Source organism: Leptolyngbya sp. UWPOB_LEPTO1, assembly GCF_017302695.1.
GTDB classification, from domain to species: Bacteria; Cyanobacteriota; Cyanobacteriia; order Leptolyngbyales; family Leptolyngbyaceae; genus Leptolyngbya; species Leptolyngbya boryana.
The window spans coordinates 1-16,997 of the sequence record NZ_JAFLCJ010000049.1 but is presented as its reverse complement, the minus strand read 5'-3'; the positions used below and the strand labels follow the sequence as shown (position 1 = coordinate 16,997).

At 45.8% G+C, this 16,997-nt stretch carries 20 protein-coding genes; 8 read left to right on the top strand and 12 right to left on the bottom strand.

Annotated elements, in window-relative coordinates; all coding sequences use genetic code 11:
* The 3 genes from J0L70_RS31390 to J0L70_RS31380 all read left to right on the top strand — a co-directional run.
* Window positions 1–142, top strand: a 142-nt coding sequence (locus J0L70_RS31390) for an IS1 family transposase (protein ID WP_287453022.1), incomplete at its 5' end; no start/stop codon positions are given.
* Window positions 139–477, top strand: a complete 339-nt coding sequence (locus J0L70_RS31385) for a hypothetical protein (protein WP_287457264.1) — start codon at window positions 139–141, stop codon at window positions 475–477. The genes J0L70_RS31390 and J0L70_RS31385, both read left to right, overlap by 4 nt.
* A 36-nt stretch (window positions 478–513) precedes the next feature.
* On the top strand, window positions 514–915 hold the full coding sequence (locus J0L70_RS31380; protein ID WP_287457263.1) for a LysE family translocator: 402 nt from the start codon (window positions 514–516) through the stop codon (window positions 913–915).
* A 285-nt stretch (window positions 916–1,200) separates the two neighbouring features.
* Here J0L70_RS31380 and J0L70_RS31375 read toward each other — a convergent pair whose 3' ends face one another.
* The 3 genes from J0L70_RS31375 to J0L70_RS31365 are packed head-to-tail and all read right to left on the bottom strand — an operon-like array spanning window position 1,201 to window position 4,795.
* Window positions 1,201–1,494 carry a hypothetical protein gene (locus tag J0L70_RS31375; RefSeq protein ID WP_287457262.1) on the bottom strand — a complete coding sequence of 98 codons (294 nt, stop codon included), beginning with the start codon at window positions 1,492–1,494 and terminating at the stop codon, window positions 1,201–1,203.
* Window positions 1,495–1,525: 31 nt separating this feature from the next.
* A complete protein-coding gene (locus tag J0L70_RS31370) occupies window positions 1,526–3,574 on the bottom strand; it encodes a tetratricopeptide repeat protein (protein WP_287457261.1) in 2,049 nt (682 codons plus the stop codon).
* A gap of 33 nt (window positions 3,575–3,607) precedes the next feature.
* Window positions 3,608–4,795 (bottom strand): hypothetical protein, encoded by a 1,188-nt coding sequence (locus tag J0L70_RS31365; protein ID WP_287457260.1) that lies wholly within the window; start codon window positions 4,793–4,795, stop codon window positions 3,608–3,610.
* 271 nt (window positions 4,796–5,066) lie between these two features.
* On the opposite strand from J0L70_RS31365, the gene J0L70_RS31360 reads away from it, so the two are divergent.
* From J0L70_RS31360 to J0L70_RS31350, 3 genes are read left to right on the top strand one after another with little or no spacing between them, the layout of a single operon-like run.
* Complete coding sequence (locus J0L70_RS31360; protein WP_287457259.1) at window positions 5,067–6,281, top strand: AAA-like domain-containing protein; 1,215 nt, start codon at window positions 5,067–5,069, stop codon at window positions 6,279–6,281.
* Window positions 6,281–9,832: an AAA-like domain-containing protein gene (locus tag J0L70_RS31355; RefSeq protein ID WP_287457258.1), complete on the top strand. Its 3,552-nt coding sequence runs from the start codon at window positions 6,281–6,283 to the stop codon at window positions 9,830–9,832. The genes J0L70_RS31360 and J0L70_RS31355 overlap by 1 nt, the downstream gene beginning before the upstream one ends.
* A gap of 49 nt (window positions 9,833–9,881) precedes the next feature.
* Window positions 9,882–10,799: a CPBP family intramembrane glutamic endopeptidase gene (locus tag J0L70_RS31350; RefSeq protein WP_287457257.1), complete on the top strand. Its 918-nt coding sequence runs from the start codon at window positions 9,882–9,884 to the stop codon at window positions 10,797–10,799.
* Between the two features lie 198 nt (window positions 10,800–10,997).
* Here the strand turns inward: J0L70_RS31350 and J0L70_RS31345 are convergent, their stop codons facing one another.
* Window positions 10,998–11,309, bottom strand: a complete 312-nt coding sequence (locus tag J0L70_RS31345; protein WP_287457256.1) for a hypothetical protein — start codon at window positions 11,307–11,309, stop codon at window positions 10,998–11,000.
* 468 nt (window positions 11,310–11,777) lie between these two features.
* On the opposite strand from J0L70_RS31345, the gene J0L70_RS31340 reads away from it, so the two are divergent.
* Complete coding sequence (locus tag J0L70_RS31340; protein WP_353736684.1) at window positions 11,778–12,041, top strand: ISAs1 family transposase; 264 nt, start codon at window positions 11,778–11,780, stop codon at window positions 12,039–12,041.
* Between the two features lie 224 nt (window positions 12,042–12,265).
* Here the strand turns inward: J0L70_RS31340 and J0L70_RS31335 are convergent, their stop codons facing one another.
* The 6 genes from J0L70_RS31335 to J0L70_RS31310 form a co-directional block, all read right to left on the bottom strand.
* Window positions 12,266–12,802, bottom strand: coding sequence for a hypothetical protein (locus J0L70_RS31335; RefSeq protein WP_287457255.1), 537 nt, complete (start codon window positions 12,800–12,802; stop codon window positions 12,266–12,268).
* Between the two features lie 18 nt (window positions 12,803–12,820).
* Entirely contained in the window at window positions 12,821–13,198 is a 378-nt protein-coding gene (locus J0L70_RS31330) for a nuclear transport factor 2 family protein (protein WP_287457254.1), read from the bottom strand.
* Window positions 13,182–13,622, bottom strand: a complete 441-nt coding sequence (locus tag J0L70_RS31325) for a cupin domain-containing protein (protein WP_287457253.1) — start codon at window positions 13,620–13,622, stop codon at window positions 13,182–13,184. The genes J0L70_RS31330 and J0L70_RS31325 overlap by 17 nt, the downstream gene beginning before the upstream one ends.
* Before the next feature lie 60 nt (window positions 13,623–13,682).
* Window positions 13,683–14,536, bottom strand: a protein-coding gene (locus tag J0L70_RS31320; protein WP_502711040.1) for an IS5 family transposase whose coding sequence is annotated in 2 segments (ribosomal slippage) — window positions 13,683–14,159 and window positions 14,162–14,536 — 852 coding nt in all. Because the reading frame shifts where the segments join, the coding sequence is not laid out codon by codon here.
* A gap of 76 nt (window positions 14,537–14,612) precedes the next feature.
* Window positions 14,613–15,131, bottom strand: coding sequence for a P-loop NTPase family protein (locus J0L70_RS31315; protein ID WP_287457252.1), 519 nt, complete (start codon window positions 15,129–15,131; stop codon window positions 14,613–14,615).
* A 222-nt stretch (window positions 15,132–15,353) separates the two neighbouring features.
* Entirely contained in the window at window positions 15,354–15,542 is a 189-nt protein-coding gene (locus J0L70_RS31310; RefSeq protein WP_287457251.1) for a dihydrofolate reductase family protein, read from the bottom strand.
* A 234-nt stretch (window positions 15,543–15,776) separates the two neighbouring features.
* Here J0L70_RS31310 and J0L70_RS31305 point away from each other — a divergent pair, with 234 nt between their 5' ends.
* Window positions 15,777–16,286 carry a GNAT family N-acetyltransferase gene (locus J0L70_RS31305; protein WP_287457250.1) on the top strand — a complete coding sequence of 170 codons (510 nt, stop codon included), beginning with the start codon at window positions 15,777–15,779 and terminating at the stop codon, window positions 16,284–16,286.
* 42 nt (window positions 16,287–16,328) lie between these two features.
* Here the strand turns inward: J0L70_RS31305 and J0L70_RS31300 are convergent, their stop codons facing one another.
* Both J0L70_RS31300 and J0L70_RS31295 read right to left on the bottom strand, forming a co-directional pair.
* The gene (locus J0L70_RS31300) at window positions 16,329–16,811 is read right to left on the bottom strand and encodes an AAC(3)-I family aminoglycoside N-acetyltransferase (protein ID WP_287457249.1); all 483 of its coding nucleotides are present in this window, start codon (window positions 16,809–16,811) and stop codon (window positions 16,329–16,331) included.
* Window positions 16,812–16,855: 44 nt separating this feature from the next.
* Window positions 16,856–16,997, bottom strand: a 142-nt coding sequence (locus J0L70_RS31295; protein WP_287453022.1) for an IS1 family transposase, incomplete at its 5' end; no start/stop codon positions are given.

The window sequence follows — 16,997 nt, the reverse complement described above, 5'->3', positions numbered from 1 at the left end:
CTTCAACAACACTTTAAGACAACGAGTGTCTCGGTTAGTGCGGAAAACTTTATCGTTCTCGAAGGATGTCAACAATCATATTGCTGCCATCTGGAACTTCATCCACTACTACAATGAGCAATGCCGATACATGTTTGCATGAAATCAGCCTATTTTCTACAGCATTTCCTAAAAGGCACTACCCAAATCCTGATGGCAGTTCCCGCGATCGAGGTTCTGTTTTTTCAGGATCGTGGCTTTCTGGAGCAACTGTTGGGAAGAACGTTCACCGATTTAGAATGGCAATTGGCAAGTCAGCAACCCAGGCAACTGCTGAATACGGTTCAGGGAGGGTATCAAAGGTTTGTTGAGACCGCGATCGCGCATCTGAACGGTGAGGCGATTGCAATGCTCCGACAACATCCCCTCATTCAAGACCTAATCAAGTTTCTGATAACCTTAGAGGGTTTATCAACAGAAGCCTTTGCGAGCAGTTAGTGCTTTGATCGGTCTTGAATTGCTGGAGCAGGTTAGATGCAAAGTAGCATCATGCGAAGTAGTGCTGTTGTATTATTTAGTGCAATGGTTATTTTGGCTGGGATTCCAAGTGTGAGCGTCTTAGCAGTGATTATACGCTCTGCGACATTTGGATTTGTTCATGGGGTTCTTACAAGTCTTGGCATCGTAGCAGGGGACATCATCTTTATCATGGTTGCGATCGGCGGGCTATCGCTGCTGGCTAGACTCATGGGCAATCTGTTTGTCCTGATCAAGTACTTGGGTGGTGTTTACCTAATTTTCTTGGGATTCGGTTGTATTGCTCAAAACCTAGAAATCTCGAATACGAAATCGTTGCTCAATCCTCACTTCTGTCGAGTTTTCTCACCGGATTGCTCATTACTTGAGCGGATCAGAAAGCGACGTTGTTTTATTTAGGTTTCTTCCCAGCTTTTGTAGATGTCTCCAAGCTCTCTATGATCGATATCGGAATCATGATCGCAATCACAATAGTTGCTGTCGGTGGAGTCAAATTGGGATATGCACTGATGGCGGATCAAGCTAGATTTTTGCTGTGATCGCGCGTGAGTCAGCGCATCAAAATTATTGCAGGTAACGTCATGATTGCAGTTGGAGTCTTTTTAATGGTATGGCGCTGATCTGTAAGGCAATAACAGCGACAAAGACTGTTGAGTCAGGGGATGCAGAGTTTCTACACTATCCTTATAGACCAGTGCTATTCAGCACTCGCATTACCGTATCAATAAACTTTTCCCCAAGAAGAATTGACAGCAACCCACAAGATATCATTAACGCAAATGCAACATCTACCTGAACTCGTCCAACGTTCTTAAATTCCCCATATGTAATGGGGATAAGCAGTACAAGGATGGCAAGTACAGCACCACCCAGAAAGCGATGGACTACTGTAATCCATGAGCGCTGGTTAGAATCAGTATTGTCAGAGGTCATAAGAGATCCTTTTTCTTCATCAGTGGTCATAGCAATACGTTCCATAGGTTAAGGATAAGAGATTGTTTGATCATGTTTAGAGCGATTTTAAACAGCGCAGACGTTGTTGTAATTGTTCGCGCTCTTTAGCAGGAGTAATGTACTGTGCAAGTGAGATCGCAGTTTCTAGATCACCTGCACGAGCTAAATTCAGAGCAGTTCTGTGAAAGATGCTAGATCGCTCTACCTTAGGAGGTTTAGATGACTCAGGCGCATTGAGTAAGGTTTGAACTGGCAGATCGAGCAGTGAGCGGGCGCGGTTGAAATCGCCTTGGCTCAGGTGCAATTCAATCAGTTGCAAAATGAAGTCAAAATTTTCTGAAGGAGTCTGCTTTGGGGATGAAATGAACCGATAAGCGTCTTCTGCTCGACGTTCTGAGAGTGCGTTCCTTCTGGCTAGGGTAATAAATTCGACTTGATTGGCGAGTCCTGCGCGTTCTGCTAAAGCAAAGTAATCACTTCGAGCATTTGAAAACTCTAGACTTAAGGATAGCAGTAATTCTGCTCGTTTTGAAATCACGGATTCCTTTTGGAGTGAGGCGGCTAACGCATTGAGGACTGGATCAGTAGAGTATCCGATTTGACTCAGCGCATTCGCGATCGCAGCCTGCTCTAACATGGATGTCGCGATTGCTGTAGCACGATTAAAGCTTTGAGTTGCAACTGGGCGATTTCCAGCTTGGTGAAATGCTTGAGCAAATCGGATCAGTCGGCGGACATCCTGATTTTCAGAGGTGATTCTAGTTTCTGCAGGTTTGGATTGTCCCGCTTGTAATTGTGCGATCGCGATTCGATCTAACCAAAGCTCACTTTCATCAATCACGGCTGCATCAATTTGAACGGGCATGGGTTTCGGAACTATGAGCCGAGCCGTTTCAAATTGTTTTTGATTCATTAAATCTTGTAAAACCATACCGAGTAGATTGATTGGACGAAGCTCAGTAATGATTGTTTTTAGTTCAGGCTGATAATTTCGCAGATTAGCAAGATTGTTTAGCTCACCATACCACTCGTTATCAAAGCGTCCACCGAATTGATCAACCATGTTTGCAGCTTTGATATCTGCAATCAACTGTGAGAGTGCTTGAGTCCGCAGTTTAGGTTGGTTAAAGTTGCGGGCTTCCCCCGCGATCGCGAGCCAAGCTACTGCTCGATAGCGGTTTGGGCGCTTCAGTTCGGCGGCGATTTGCTGCAATTTTACTAAATCTCCACCGGGTGCGTAGTGAACAACGATCAACATCAAGTGAGATTCACGCTGCTCCACATCTTTGATTGCTAAAACTTGCTTTAGGATCGAATCAAGGATCTGTTTTGCAGTAGCCGGATCTTTGGTTTTGATGTAGGCAGTGGCGATTGCAGGGAGGATAACCACAGGATCATAGTCGCGGGGCGATAAAAGTTTAAGCGTTGTTAAAGCACGAGCGGGTTGTTCTGCTTGTACGTATAGCGTCGCGATCTTGGAAAGCGTCTCACGATGAAAGTAGGCATCTTGCTTTGCTTTCACAGTCTGTTCAACGGCACGATCTAAGGCGGTTGTTGCCTCTGGGAATTGTTTTACTGTAATCCAAGCTTCTGCTAGTTGAACTTGAGCCTTGGCAATGATTTGATTGCCTTGAATTCCAGAGGAGGCTTGTGCTGCAAGTTGCAAGGTTGGTTTTGCTTTTTCAGGCTGCCCAATTTGCTGATAGGCTTGACCCGTTTTTGTTAGTACACCGGTTTTGACTAAGCTATAGCGACTTGGGAGAGATCGCGCCAGTTGAACCATCTGATCGAGGATAGCGGACAGTTTTGGATAATCTTGACGAGAAAGAGAGTTGGGTTGACCTGCTATGTAAGTTGCTGCGAAATCTAGCGTGTTGAGTGTGATTTCGGTATCTCCTCTGCGTCGAGCATTTTCGAGTTCTCTTGCAACTCTAGGTAAAGTGTCGTTGAGCAAGATTCCGTTGATATCATTCCACCTGTGATAAACTTCGCTAATCAGTTCGGCGCGACAGGCTTTAGATAAAGCGGGTGGGGCTGATAGGACGGGAACCGAGTAGAATAATTGGGCAACAATGAGAAGCGAAATTGATCGAGAAAACATCATATTACGTCTAAGAGAAAAGGACTACAAATCTTTTTAGGATGGCTTCTTGTTCAAAAGCTTGCCATTGAGATCAAGGGTATAGGTGATCAATTGCTGATGGTTAGTCACGAGAACTTTCCAGCCATTGATCTTCTGAGTTGGAAAACAAGCTTTATTCGGCGGATCAGTTGGATTTCGAAAGCAGTTATAGGTCGGTTCAGCTCGCACGATTTTGAGATTTGCGATCGGGCGTTTGAGGTCAGTTTGAGCCATTCTGAAAACTTTCAGCGCGATCGCAGTAGGTAGTTCATCAGTACGAACGGGTAGACCTGCAATCGCTTCAGTTCTAGCAGTTTTTGTGTCATTGCTAATGCGGTAAATTTGCCTATGATTTGCCTTTCCAGCAACTTCCACACGATAGCCTTTGAGGACTTGACGAGCGCAAGTTTTTGCTAGGTCGTCTATCCCCAGACAACTATCTGCGAAAGTTTGGAGTTCAATATTGGTTACTAGAACAACCGCAGGGGAAAGCTGAAAGTGGTTGCCAGCGATGCGTTTAACTTCATTCCGAACTTGAGTTGGTAATCGGCGTTCAATGCTAGATGTCCGTTCGATGAGTTGAAGATCTTGTGCAGTTTCACCCCGAAATACCCAGCGAGACTGTTGCAAGGGAACTGTGATTTTCCAACCCTTGCGAACTACTGGATCGCAAGGGAAAGGAGCTGAAATATTCTCGCAACCACTTGCCCAAGTCGCTTTCTCTGAAATGATTTGAGGCAGATTTTTAGTAGGAGGATAGCCCCAGTATTTCATGGCTTGGTTCAGTGCTGCGGTCGTCATGTCAGCAGGCGCAATTTCTTGAGCAGTTTGCCCAACTGGGTGAGCAGGTTTTCCATTTCGTAGCATCAAAGCTCTAAATCGTCCGTCTTGAGTCGTTAGATAAACGAGGGTTTGGCGTTGATCTGCGATCGCAATTCTCCAATAAGGAACTGGATTGTACATCCAGCCATCACCTCGCCCAGCGCGTTCAAGTCTAACCACCTTTGCAGTTTTATCGAGTTTTTCGGTTGCGATCGCATCTTTACGAACTTGTTCAGCGATCGTTTGAGAATCTGTCGAATTAAACGATGAATCAATAACTGGACGTGGCGTGGATTGAACGGGTAGAACAGAACCACCAAAGGCTAGAGAGGTGAGCAGGAGTGCTCGAACGACAGTGGAATTGAGAAGGTGTTGACGCATAAGAAACGCGGAATAATTAGTTTCTAGCTTAGTTAACAAATTCAATGAGTAGAGCTAGGATTCAGGTTCTGAAACGAATCCTGTGTATTCTTATCGTGCTTCAGAGCCGTTCATAACGTCAGCGGGAAGAAATCCGGTTATTGTAGCCGAACATTTCCGGTTTTCTCCTGAAAAGTCCGGTTCAAAGCATCCAATCCTGGTTTACTCCGGTGATTTGTCAATTTGCAAACAAGCTGTGTTAAAAGATAGAAACTGCGATCGACGAAAGCTTATGAGTTCAGAATCTGAGTGGAATCAAATTCAATCCCTTATAGATCAGGCGATCCAACAAGTCACTCAAAAGCATCTTAGCGATGTAGAAATTCAGGTGCTAAAGGGGGCATGGGAAGGGAAGACCTATGATGCGATCGCGCTTGAAACTCATCTAACTGTGAAGTATGTGAGTGAAGTCGGTGGACGCTTATGGCAATTGCTTTCCGAAGTGCTAGGCGAAGAGGTCAAGAAGACGAATTTTCGACAAGCTCTTCAACGTTACCAGCCTCGACAGCAAACTAAATCCTCTCAGACTCAACTTTGCTGTGCAGAAATTGATAAGCCAGGGGCACTTCTGCGAATTAAAGCACCGATTCAGTTTGGTAAAACGACTTTGATGGCGAATCTATTGAAGTATGCTGAACAACAGGGATATCGAGCGATCGCACTAAATCTACGGGATGCTGTCAAAGATGATTTTGAGAGTTTAGAGGGCTTTCTACAATGGTTCATGGCAAGTGTGACCTATGCACTAAATCTCGAAATTGATCTAGAAAGTCATTGGCGTAAGAGCTTGGGAAATAGCAAAATTAAGTGTCGAACTTATTTTGAAAAGCATTTGCTGGGTTCGCCTTTAGTACTCGCGATCGATGAACTCGATCGACTATTCACTCATCCCCTGATTGCAGGCGAGTTTCTAGGAATGCTCAGAACTTGGCACGAAGATGCAAAAACCAAACCACTCTGGAGTCATCTTCGCTTGATTGTTCTCCATACTGAAGTGTATACCCAGCTAGATATCAATCAGTCCCCATTTAATGCAGGGACAGAAGTTCAGCTTGCAGAACTGAGCATTGATCAAATCAAAGCGATCGCGCCTCAGTTCAATCCGCAAGAGATACTAGCAATGGTTGGCGGACATCCTTTTTTAGTCACTCAAACTGCATCGCAATCTACTTCACTTGATGAATTACTGACCTCAGTGACTTCTCCCACTAGCCTCTATCGCAGTCATTTAGAGCGGCAGTGGTACAAACTACAATCACACCCAGCTTTGATCGAAACTTTGAGCGCGATCGCAGCAACGGATGAACCAATCTCGCTCTCACAGTTCAGCATGGATGAGATTGTCAAGCTTCATGATTTGGGACTCATTCAGCTTCAGCAGCAGCAAGTTTCCATGCGCTATAGCCTTTACCATCAATACTTTCGTAAACGTCTTGGAATTGAATGATGACTCACCTTAACTATCAAGTCGGTGGCAGTCTGCGCGAAGGGACTGAAACCTATGTGTACCGACAAGCCGATCGCGATTTATATGAAGGACTCAAAGCCGGAATGTTTTGCTATGTGCTTAACTCTCGGCAGATGGGGAAATCGAGCTTGCGAGTTCAAACGATGTCGCGACTTAAGGCAGAAGGCTTTGTCTGTGTTGCATTTGAAATGCGTGAACTCTGTGTCTATCAAGTCAGTGCAGATGAATTCTACGGGGGGTTTGTCAGCCATTTTGCTAGTACACTCAATCTTGAGATTGATCTTGAAGCTTGGTGGACTGGGAACGCATTGCTACATCCGTTTTTGCGATTGAGTAAATTTGTCGAAGAAGTTCTACTAGAGAGCATTTCTCAGCCGATTTTAGTCTTTGTCGATGAGATTGATAGTATTCTCAATCTTGAATTTAAGGATGACTTTTTTGCATTTGTGCGATCGTGCTACAACAAACGCGCCGATAAGCCTGCATTCCGGCGATTGACCTTTGCTCTGTTTGGCGTTGCAACCCCAACTGATCTGATTGAAGATAAAAGCTTTACGCCTCTAAATGTCGATAGTCGATCGATTGAACTCACTGGATTTCAGCTTCATGAAGCACAACCGCTTGCCCAAGGATTGGCTCAAAAGGCTGACAATCCGACAAAGATGATAGCTGAAATTCTGGACTGGACAGGTGGACAGCCTTTCTTAACGCAGTGGGTTTGTCAACTCGTGAACGAATCTCATCAGGTGATTGAAGCGGGACTCGAAGCTCAAGCCATTCGCTCAATGGTGCGATCTCAGATTATTCAACATTGGTTAACGCACGATCGTCAGCAACATTTTCAAACTATTCGCGATCGCATTTTGAACAATAAAGCTCTCGCTTGTTGGTCACTGGGACTTTATCAGCAATTACTCAATCAAGGTGAACTTTCTGTTGAAGATAGTCCAGAGCTAATGCAATTTCGTCTCTCTGGCCTAGTCGTTAAACAGCAAGGAAAGTTAAGTATCTACAATCGCATTTATGCTAGTGTGTTTGATCAAACTTGGACAGAACAGGCTCTACGCGCAATTCGTCCCTATGGTGCGACGCTCGCAGCTTGGGAGATTTCCAAAGATGACCAGTACTTGCTACAAGATGAAGCACTAGAATTGGCATTACTCTGGTCAAAAGATTTGAGTTTAAGCCACAGCGACTATCAATTTTTATCAGCGAGTCAAACTCAGGAACTCGCGATCGCAGAATCCAAAACCGATCAAGCCACTCAGCGTTTAGTAAAAGTACGACGCGAAACGAAAAAACGGTTGCGAATCGGTGCGATCGCACTTTCAGTTGCTTTACTCAGTACGATCGGAACCTTCTTCTACTTCAGACAGTCCGAGCAGCAACTCAGAATGAATGCAGACATTTTGAACTTAGAGCGAGAAGGGGGCCGAATTCTACAAAACAAAGCAGAAGCAACTCAAATCAAGGATCTCATTGCTGCAATGAAATCAGTAGAGCGGCTCAAGCAATTAACTCAGCAACATTCTCTAAAACAACTCCCAACACTGTCCCCCTTATTTGCACTGCAATCGGTTGTCTCAACTGTGCGTGAGCAAAATTTTTGGAACTTAGATAGCCCTGCTGTAGCGATCGCATTGAGTCGCAACAACCAGCAGATTGCAACGGTTGATAGAGAGGGTAAAATTACAATCTGGACAACCAAAGGCAAACGAATTCGGACAATCAAAACTCAGAAAGTCAAAACAAAAGAAGGACTCTTAATTGAAACTTATGCGTTGAGCTTTAGTGCAGACGATCGCTATATTGCTGCAATAAGCTCAGACTCTGAGCTTCAGATCTGGAATACTCAAGACGGAACATTGCTGAGAACAATTAAGATCGAACGCACAGTTACAGGAAATGTGACCTCTCAGATGAAGTTCACGAATCAAAATCAAATCATTGCTCTCAGTGACACAGGTGTAATCTCAATGTGGAATCTCTCTGGTCAACTGCTTCCAACTCAGCAAATTGAAGCATTTAAGAACGGACGAGAATTTGTGCTGAGTCCAGAAGGAGATGCGATCGTGTTTATCAATGCGAAAGGAAATCCAGAAATTCGAGATCTAAAAGGTCAGTTGCTCAAAACCTATCCAACAATTACTAGAGGCGCAGGTGAATCCGCGTGGCATACCTTCCAGACTCGCAACAATCAATATATTTCAGCCACATTTACCGCACTCAAATTCTGGAACGCTGACGGAACCTTGCAATCTGAAATCAAAGCTCGACAAATGTTTTTCCCTGGCTTTGCACCGAGTTTTGATGGCTCGACAATTGCAACCACACATCTAGATGGAACACTGCGACTGTGGACAATCTTGCCAGAGCAAGCTTCAGAGCCACCCATCCAGTCACCCCGTTCAGTCTCTGGAGATCAACAGCGCTTAAATCGCATTCAAATCCCAACTGCCAAACTGAAAATTGCAGGAGCAAAATCGAACTATCAAACTCGAATCACTGAAGCCTCACTTAGTCCTGATGGACAAACGATCGCAGCAATGCAACTGAATGGAGAATTGGCGCTATATCGAGCGGATGGTAGCTTGATCAAAACAATCCAAGCGGACTTTCCAGAAAGTAGCGTGAAGTTCAGTCCAGATGGTTCTCGGATTGTTCTACTTTCAATTCAGAAGAAAAAACTCCAAATGCGATCCGCAACAGGCGATCTGATCAAAGAAGTAGCGGTGCAGCACTACAAGCCAGGAATCGAATTTAGTCCTGATAGCAAGATGTTTGCGATCTCAGGAAGTCAGCCCGACAAAACTCAACTTTGGAGTATTGAAGGACAGTTCATCAGAGAAATTGATCAGGCTGAATTACTTTACTTCAGTCCGAACAATCAAATCTACATCACCGTGTCTGCTGGCATCACCAAACCGACTCGTGCTATACAACTCTGGACGCGATCGGGGCAATGGCTCAAAACGCTTTCTGGGCACTCTCAGGAGATCGTTTCGATGGGCTTTTCACCAACGGGGCAGTTTATGATGGGCGATCAGCAGGGAAAGCTATTGATCTGGTCTGAGAGCGGCGAGTTACTCAAAACGTTGAATCATGGAGGCGCGATCGTAGACATCGCCCATCGCAAAGATGGTAAACAATTTGCGACCGTTGGATTTGACCAAACGATTAAACTTTGGAATCCCGACGGTTCACTGATTCGTACGCTTGAGATCAATCAGATTGGACAATTTCAATTTAGTCCCAATGGTCAATTACTCGTTGCCAAGACAATCGATAGTACAATTCACCTCTGGCAATCCGATGGCACCCCAATTACTCAAATCGAACCCGGTGGATCCTTCAACTCATTTCTGAGCTTTACGCCAAACAGCGATCGCTTACTATCCAGTAGCGATTCAGAGATTAACTCCTGGAATCTAAAACCAGATGATCTGCTGCAACAAGGCTGCACCTGGCTGGGTGATTATCTGAAAAATCATCCTCAAGAATTAGCGCAACTCTCATCTTGCCGATCGTAATGCTTGATGAGATATCCAGTCCTAAAGTCCACAATTTTGAGAGATTTGTATGAGCAATCATTATGTAGATGCGGTCCGCCAGGGTAAGAATGAGTGGTGGCGTTACCTATTGGGGATGATTCTGATTTTAGGGATCGGGGTAGTCGGTGGCTCTGCGCTAGCAGCGATCGGAATGATTATTCTGATCACTGTGACCCATCCAAGTAATGCGTCGAAAATTCTTGACTCACCGACTGTGATTGACGATCTGCCAAAGTATCTTCAGTCTTTTCCGATTCTCAATTTCATCATTCATAATTTGCCATTTGTCTTGCTATTTCTGGGGATTGTCTTAGCAGTAAAGTTTGTGCATCAGCGGCGATGCCGCAGTCTGATCAGCCCCGACAGTAGTTTCCAAACCGATCGCTTTTTCACAGGATTTGGCTTGTGGTCAATATTAATGTTGATCGCGTTGGGAGTTGGTTATGTGATTTCGCCTCAGAGTTTCCGATTGACCTTTTCGCCACTTTTGTGGGTGCAATTACTGGTCGTTGTACTGGTTTTGACACCGATTCAAATTGCTGCTGAGGAGTTGTTTTGTCGGGGATATCTGATGCAAGGTTTGAGTTTGTTGACGCGGAATCGGTGGATTCTCATTTGTGTTCCAAGTTTATTGTTTGCGATCGCGCATTTTGGTAATTCGGAAATGCAGCGGGATGCAGTTTGGATGGCTTTGCAATATTGGTCGTTTGGGGTGTTTCTGGCAGTTGTGACTCTAAAAGATAATCGACTGGAATTGGCATTAGGAATTCATGCAGCACAGAATATGGTGCTGTTATTGTTGGCGAATACGGAGGATTCGGCATTGCCAACGCCATCGATTTTCACACAGCCTCAGCCAGAAGAGGCAAGAAGTAGTCTGTTTGTCTTCTGGTTACTAGCTGCCAGTTTTTATTGGCTAATATTTGGGCGGAAGGTTAAAAGGTGAAGAATCTTGGGAGATCTTTTATAACAGCGATCGTAGGAATTGGGTTGGGTGTGATCGCAATCGTACTTAGGAAGTTAATTAAATAGACCAGCAGAACATCGCTATTTGGCTCCATCTCCTGCGGCGCGATTGCCAATGTCTAGGTATATTGGCGATGAGGATAAGGTCAATGAGGAGGCTTGTAAGCTCAACTCGAATTTAGCTCTCTTTTCTGAGTCCTTTGAGGTAGTAGCTGCGATACTTCTTGCCTTCTCGGAATCGCAAATAGGGATAAGGACCACATCCATTGATCTGCTTCCAAGCAATATGGGCTGATTTGTCATTCTGCTTGCGATCGCTAGTTTTACTAGCTGTAGTGTCACGAACTTCTTGGTCTTGTATGATTGCCTCTTTCAATGCTGACAGGGCTGCAATCAATTCGCCAAGTTTCGAGGGCGAAAGTTGACAGGCGAGTTGAAGCAATTCTTCAACGGTAACAGAATGCTGGAAACAAGGACACTTTCGGGACATAATTCAGCAAAATTTAGGGTGCAACGATTCACTGCAATGCTTGGTCAATCAGCAAAGTCATGCACCCTAAACTTGAAAGATTAAGTCAGGCGAACTTAATTTAGGGTGCAAGATCGTTGCAATGGCATGACCGATGGTGGTTTCGCTGCACCCTAAAACTCATCAAGCATCAACTGTGGATCGCTTTGATTGAACGGTAGCGTTTCGTCAGGCACGAAGCCCCTGCCAAATTGGAGGTTCAGTTCAACAGAACGAAATGGTGGTGCGACCTTATTTTTGACTGCTTTCACCTTGACAACGATGCCATCATTGACCCTCGAACTGCACTCCTCTAACCATTAGATGCGCCCCATTGCCAGGGCGAACGCATACGTTTCTTAACAATTAGAGCGAGTCGAAATGAGAAGGCATAGGATGCAAAGCAGTCTTGCATCTGAAGGTTCCTCATATCTGAATCCTCCCTGAGCAATTTCAAAATCTATTTCAGCGAGTTGCCTGACCCGCGTTCAACACAGTATTGAGCATTTATTGATTGACATTGTGATGCTCACGATTTGCGCGGTGATCTGTGGCGTGGAGAGTTGGGGCGATGTCGAGAACTATGGAGTGGTGAAACAGGAGTGGTTAGAGACGTTTTTAGACCTGCCCAACGGCATCCCCTCGCATGATACCTTGGAGCGCGTGTTTACTCGACTACGACCCGAAGCCTTGCAACAGCGTTTTCTGAACTAGGTACAAGCAGTATTTGAGATCAGTGGCGGAAAGCTACTTACTGTGGACGGCAAAACGTTGCGAGGTAGTTATGAGCGCGGGGAAAGCAAGGCATGATTCATATGGCGTGTGCTTCGCTCTAGTGCGATCGGATGATTTGGGATAGCTGAGTGGCTTGAAGTGAGATCGCAGCTTCCCAATCGCCATAAATGATGTGATAAAAGGGCGCAAGTTGATCATAAAAATCAGTCATCATATGATTCCCAATTCGAGTTCTTTTCCCCGCCCATCGCTGACCCAATCTTGAAACCTGCTCCAGCAAAAGCAATGCCGAAGATCACCCCAGATAAGATAAATAGTGGGCTGAAACCTGCTACGAAATAGCCGAAAATCCCGACGATCACAGAAAATAGCCAGAAGCTAGATACCCATTTGGGTAGCTTTCTAGCTCGCCAAGAGCCAACTGCAAATAAACTCAGACCAATGGAGAATGTCAATGCTCCGATCGAGTACAGACTGACTCCGTCTAGGGTTCCTGTGCGAATAATAACAATGCCAATGGTTGCAAGTAGAAATCCGAAAAATCCCCATAGTCCAGACTCTTGATGCTGAAATCCATACATACCAAAGATTCCAAACAAGATGAACAGATCCGTCAGCAGGTAAAGGATTGAGATCGCGCCACCAGAAGCATCAGTGGGTAAAAACGAGTTGGCTGCGCGAAGGATGCCTGCAAGGACTGCTGCGAGTCCGCCTAACCGAATGAGCGTAGTACTAGACATTAGACTGACCTCTGCTTTTCAAGCGACTTGACTAATATGAGCCGCAACAATCTGCCAAACTTCCGGTTCAGCGCGTGCCCAAACGCGAGTAAATCGAAAATCACCATTGGCAGCACTACCTTGGTAACTGCCAACAATTTGCATTCGGACAGATACGATCGCGACTTCTCCACAGACTTGAATCTGGCACTCAGAAAGATTCAACTCATGGAACTGAAACAATCCTGATTCGTGGGCAGCAAGATCGTCTTGCTTCTTCAACAATTCTCCCCGATGACTGGTAATGATGATATCTGGGGCAAGGAGTTCATTTAAGACACGCACGTCAGAAGCCAGCATTGCCTGCCTCAATCGTTCTTCAATCTCAACAATTTGAGCTTCAATGATTGCAATCATGATTGTTCTCCTCCTCGAAGGTTGGATCGTAGGGCACTGTCTCTTCCTGTTCATCTGCGTCGTTGCGAGCCGTGATGATATAAACGGGTTCTGTGGTGCTGAGATTGCGGGGTTGATGGGGAACACCCGGCGGCGTGAATACAAAATCTCCTGCTTCACATACTTTGGATTGTTTTAGTGCTTTGCCATAGCAAACTTCAACTCGTCCCTTGAGCAAATAAAGAACCGTTTCATGCTGTGGATGATAATGGGGCTTAGCAATAGCTCCAGGGGGCAAGATCACGAGTTCCATTGCAATTCCTGTTGTCCCGGCTGTCGTTGCGGAGAGACCTACAAAATTAGGCAATCGATGATCCATTAATGTTTGTGGATCAGGATGGATAACAACCAGTTCAGTTTGCTTTTGATTCATAGATTGGGTCATGATGAACCTTCCTTTGTTTGACTAGGGCGTATCTGCAAACTCTAAATGTAAGGTAACGCCTCATTTTAGCCAAACCAGAATCGCAGCAATGGTCAGCATGGCATGATAGTTCTCCGCCCGTTTTTCATACCGTGTTGCCACCCGTCGAGCCTGCTTGAGTCGATTGATCAGACGTTCAATACGGTTGCGTTCTCGGTACAGTCCGCGATTGAATCGTGGCTTGTGCTTGGCGTTTTTGCGCTTGGGAATCACCGGGGTTGTATGCTGGCGACGGAGGGTCCGACGAATCGAGTCAGCATCATAGCCTTTGTCACCGACCAGGTAACGCGGTCGGTGCTTCGGTCTACCTCGCCCTTTGCGCTTGATACGTGGGGACGCTTGGTTCAGTTTGCCGAAGCCTGTGACATCATGGCTTTGTCCAGGCAGGACGACAAACTGCATCGGTTTGCCAAGTCCTTCAGCTTGAATCTGAACCTTGGTACTGAAGCCCCCTTTGGAGTGTCCCAGCGCTTCTTGTTCCTGCAATTGTTCAGTCGTTAAGCGCGGTTGTTCAGGATTTTGATCCCCCTTTTTGCGCCAGAGGCGTGTTGATGAGCGCGAACGACGGTACTATCGACGAAATGCACTTCCCAATCGATCTGGTGTTCTGCGTCCGCTTGCTGTTGCAATTGATTCAAGATCTGCTGCCACACCCCTTGAGTGCGCCAACGGTAGAAGCGACTTGACACGGTGCCGCGTGACCCATAGCGCTCCGGCAAGTCTGACCAGGGTGCGCCCGTGCGATGAATCCACAAAATGCCGTTGAGCACTTGACGATGATCGTTTGCAGGTCTACCTGTTCGGGCGGGTTTGGGCAATAAGGGTTGGAGTTTCTGCCATTGTGCATCGCTCAAATCGCCTCGGTGCTGTGCCATTGTTTCTCATCCGTCTGTTTCTAGACGTTAGACTGCCCAACATTGCTCTAGAATGCACGCTAGATTTAGGGTCGCTTCACAGTTTGCAGATACGCCCTAGAAATTGTGCAATCTGTTTGGGAGATCGCAGGTGATAAACCTGTTTTGTACTACGTGCCTGCTCGACAAATTCACGGTATCTAGGAGTCAAACGCTGATGGCATAACCAGAGCACGCGATAGCTGGTCATTGTACTTTTGAACATTGGACTGTTTTTGGGATAGCCTTCTGGCGGCTTGACCCCACTGATCAAAAACCGTTTTGTCACCCACCAAAAATGTAGATAAAGAGGTAAATCAATAAAAACGAGCGTATCAGCCGTATTGAGCCTGATCCAAAGCGTGTCGATGGAACCAAATCCATCAATGATCCATTGATCTTGCTCTAGAATGCGTTGATGAGCTTGCTGATAGTCCTGGTGGGAAACCTCAGCACCTCCAGGCTGATACTGCAACTGATCCAAGGCATAAAGTGGCAATCTAGTCAGGTCTGCTATCTGCTTGCTGAGCGTTGATTTACCAGCGCCAGTATTGCCAAAAACGGCTACTTTTTTCATCTGTTTCGTGTTTTATTGTGGGTTTATGGAAGTCTCAATGCTGGATTTGATAGTGTAATAGCATAAATCCATTGGTATAGATCTGATGGTTCACTAGTTTGAGGGCAGTCTGCTGAATCTGACTTGCAAACATCTGAATGCCTGAGCCGAGCAGAATTGGATGCACTTTCAGAATCAGTTCATCGATCGTAGGAAAAACTAGGCTGCTAAATCTCCACCCCCTCAGAGCCAAATGTCTTTCCCGGAGTGTTGTTTTAGCATTTGAATCAGTGCGATCTCATCTGACGAAACCAGTTCAACTGCTGGGTCTGGGCTTTCTTTCAAACTGCGAGAAACAACATACTGCTTCAGGTGAGGATACGGACTGGTGATTCCTTCTTTGAGTCCCACTTCGTAAGTTCTACGTCCCATCAACACAGCATCGCGCTATAGAGTTCAATTTTAGTCATCGGAAAATGCCTCTGTTCTTGTCCAGAAAAGGTGTTTCAAAGTCGTGTAATCTGTTCTACAGACTTTCTTCACGGTGGATCTGCCAAATTTATGCAGAGTACTCTCTTAAGCAGGATTGAGTAGGTCAATCTCATCAGCCCTGATTCGCGAATCAAAGTACGATCTCAGTAGAAAGCCCTTGATCTCCCAGTTCCTATGTCTGATGTTTTGAATTCGCAACAATTAAGGCTTCGTCCCTGTGCGATCACTGATTGCATCAACCTTCACGCGCTCTGGATTGAGGCTGAGGTCAGACGGTTCTTGTTTGACGATCGCCAAATTTCCCTTGACGAAGCCCATTCGTTGATTGAAGCGAGCCTCAATAGTTTTGCTCAACATGGCTACGGGGTGTGGCTCTTTTTTCAGCAACAGCACGATGAAATTGCAGGATTTGCAGGTCTACTACATTCGGATGGTGCTGCCCCCAGCCTTATCTTTGGGACTCACCCGCAATGGTGGGGACGTGGCTATGCGAGAGAAGCGGCATTGACGATTCTTTGCTACGCTTTTGCTCAACTGGGCATCCAAACGATTCGAGCGGATGTTGATGCACCCAATGCCGCATCGGTTCGAGTTTTAGAATCTTTAGGAATGAGCAGGTCGGGAAGCGCGATCTTGAATCAACGCCCCTTGCTCTACTATGAAATCCACAAGCCATGTGATTAAAGTAATCCTCTGCGATCGCGGATCACTAAAAAATTGCGGTTGTCATACATTGTCATCGTCAACCGGAACAGCAATATCGAAATGCAGCACATCTTCGCGTATCCCAAGCTTTGTGTAGAGCGCGATCGCGGGATCATCTTCGAGGTCTGCCTGCACGAAAATTACATAAGCGGCTCGTGCGACAGCGATTTTCTTCAATTCCTGGATTAATGCAGTGGCAATGCCTTCTCGTCGATGCGCTGCTGCAACCGCCAGATCGTAGATATAAATTTCACTCCGCTCCTGCTCAAACTTCTGGAGTTCGTAAGCGGTGAGACCTCCGACGACTGATCCATTTTTTAAGGCTACGATCGCGATGAAATAATTGCTGCTGAGTAAACGTTTGAGATAGGCAGGGCTTGGGCGAGCCGAATTATAGGTCTCCACCTCGTTGAAAGCTCCACCGAAGGTCGCCAATAAACCCTCCATTATTGCCAGGTCGTTGGCGGAAAGCTGACGAATACTAATTGGCTCGGAGGATGACATTTGGGTAGTGCCTTTTAGGAAATGCTGTAGAAAATAGGCTGATTTCATGCAAACATGTATCGGCATTGCTCATTGTAGTAGTGGATGAAGTTCCAGATGGCAGCAATATGATTGTTGACATCCTTCGAGAACGATAAAGTTTTCCGCACTAACCGAGACACTCGTTGTCTTAAAGTGTTGTTGAAG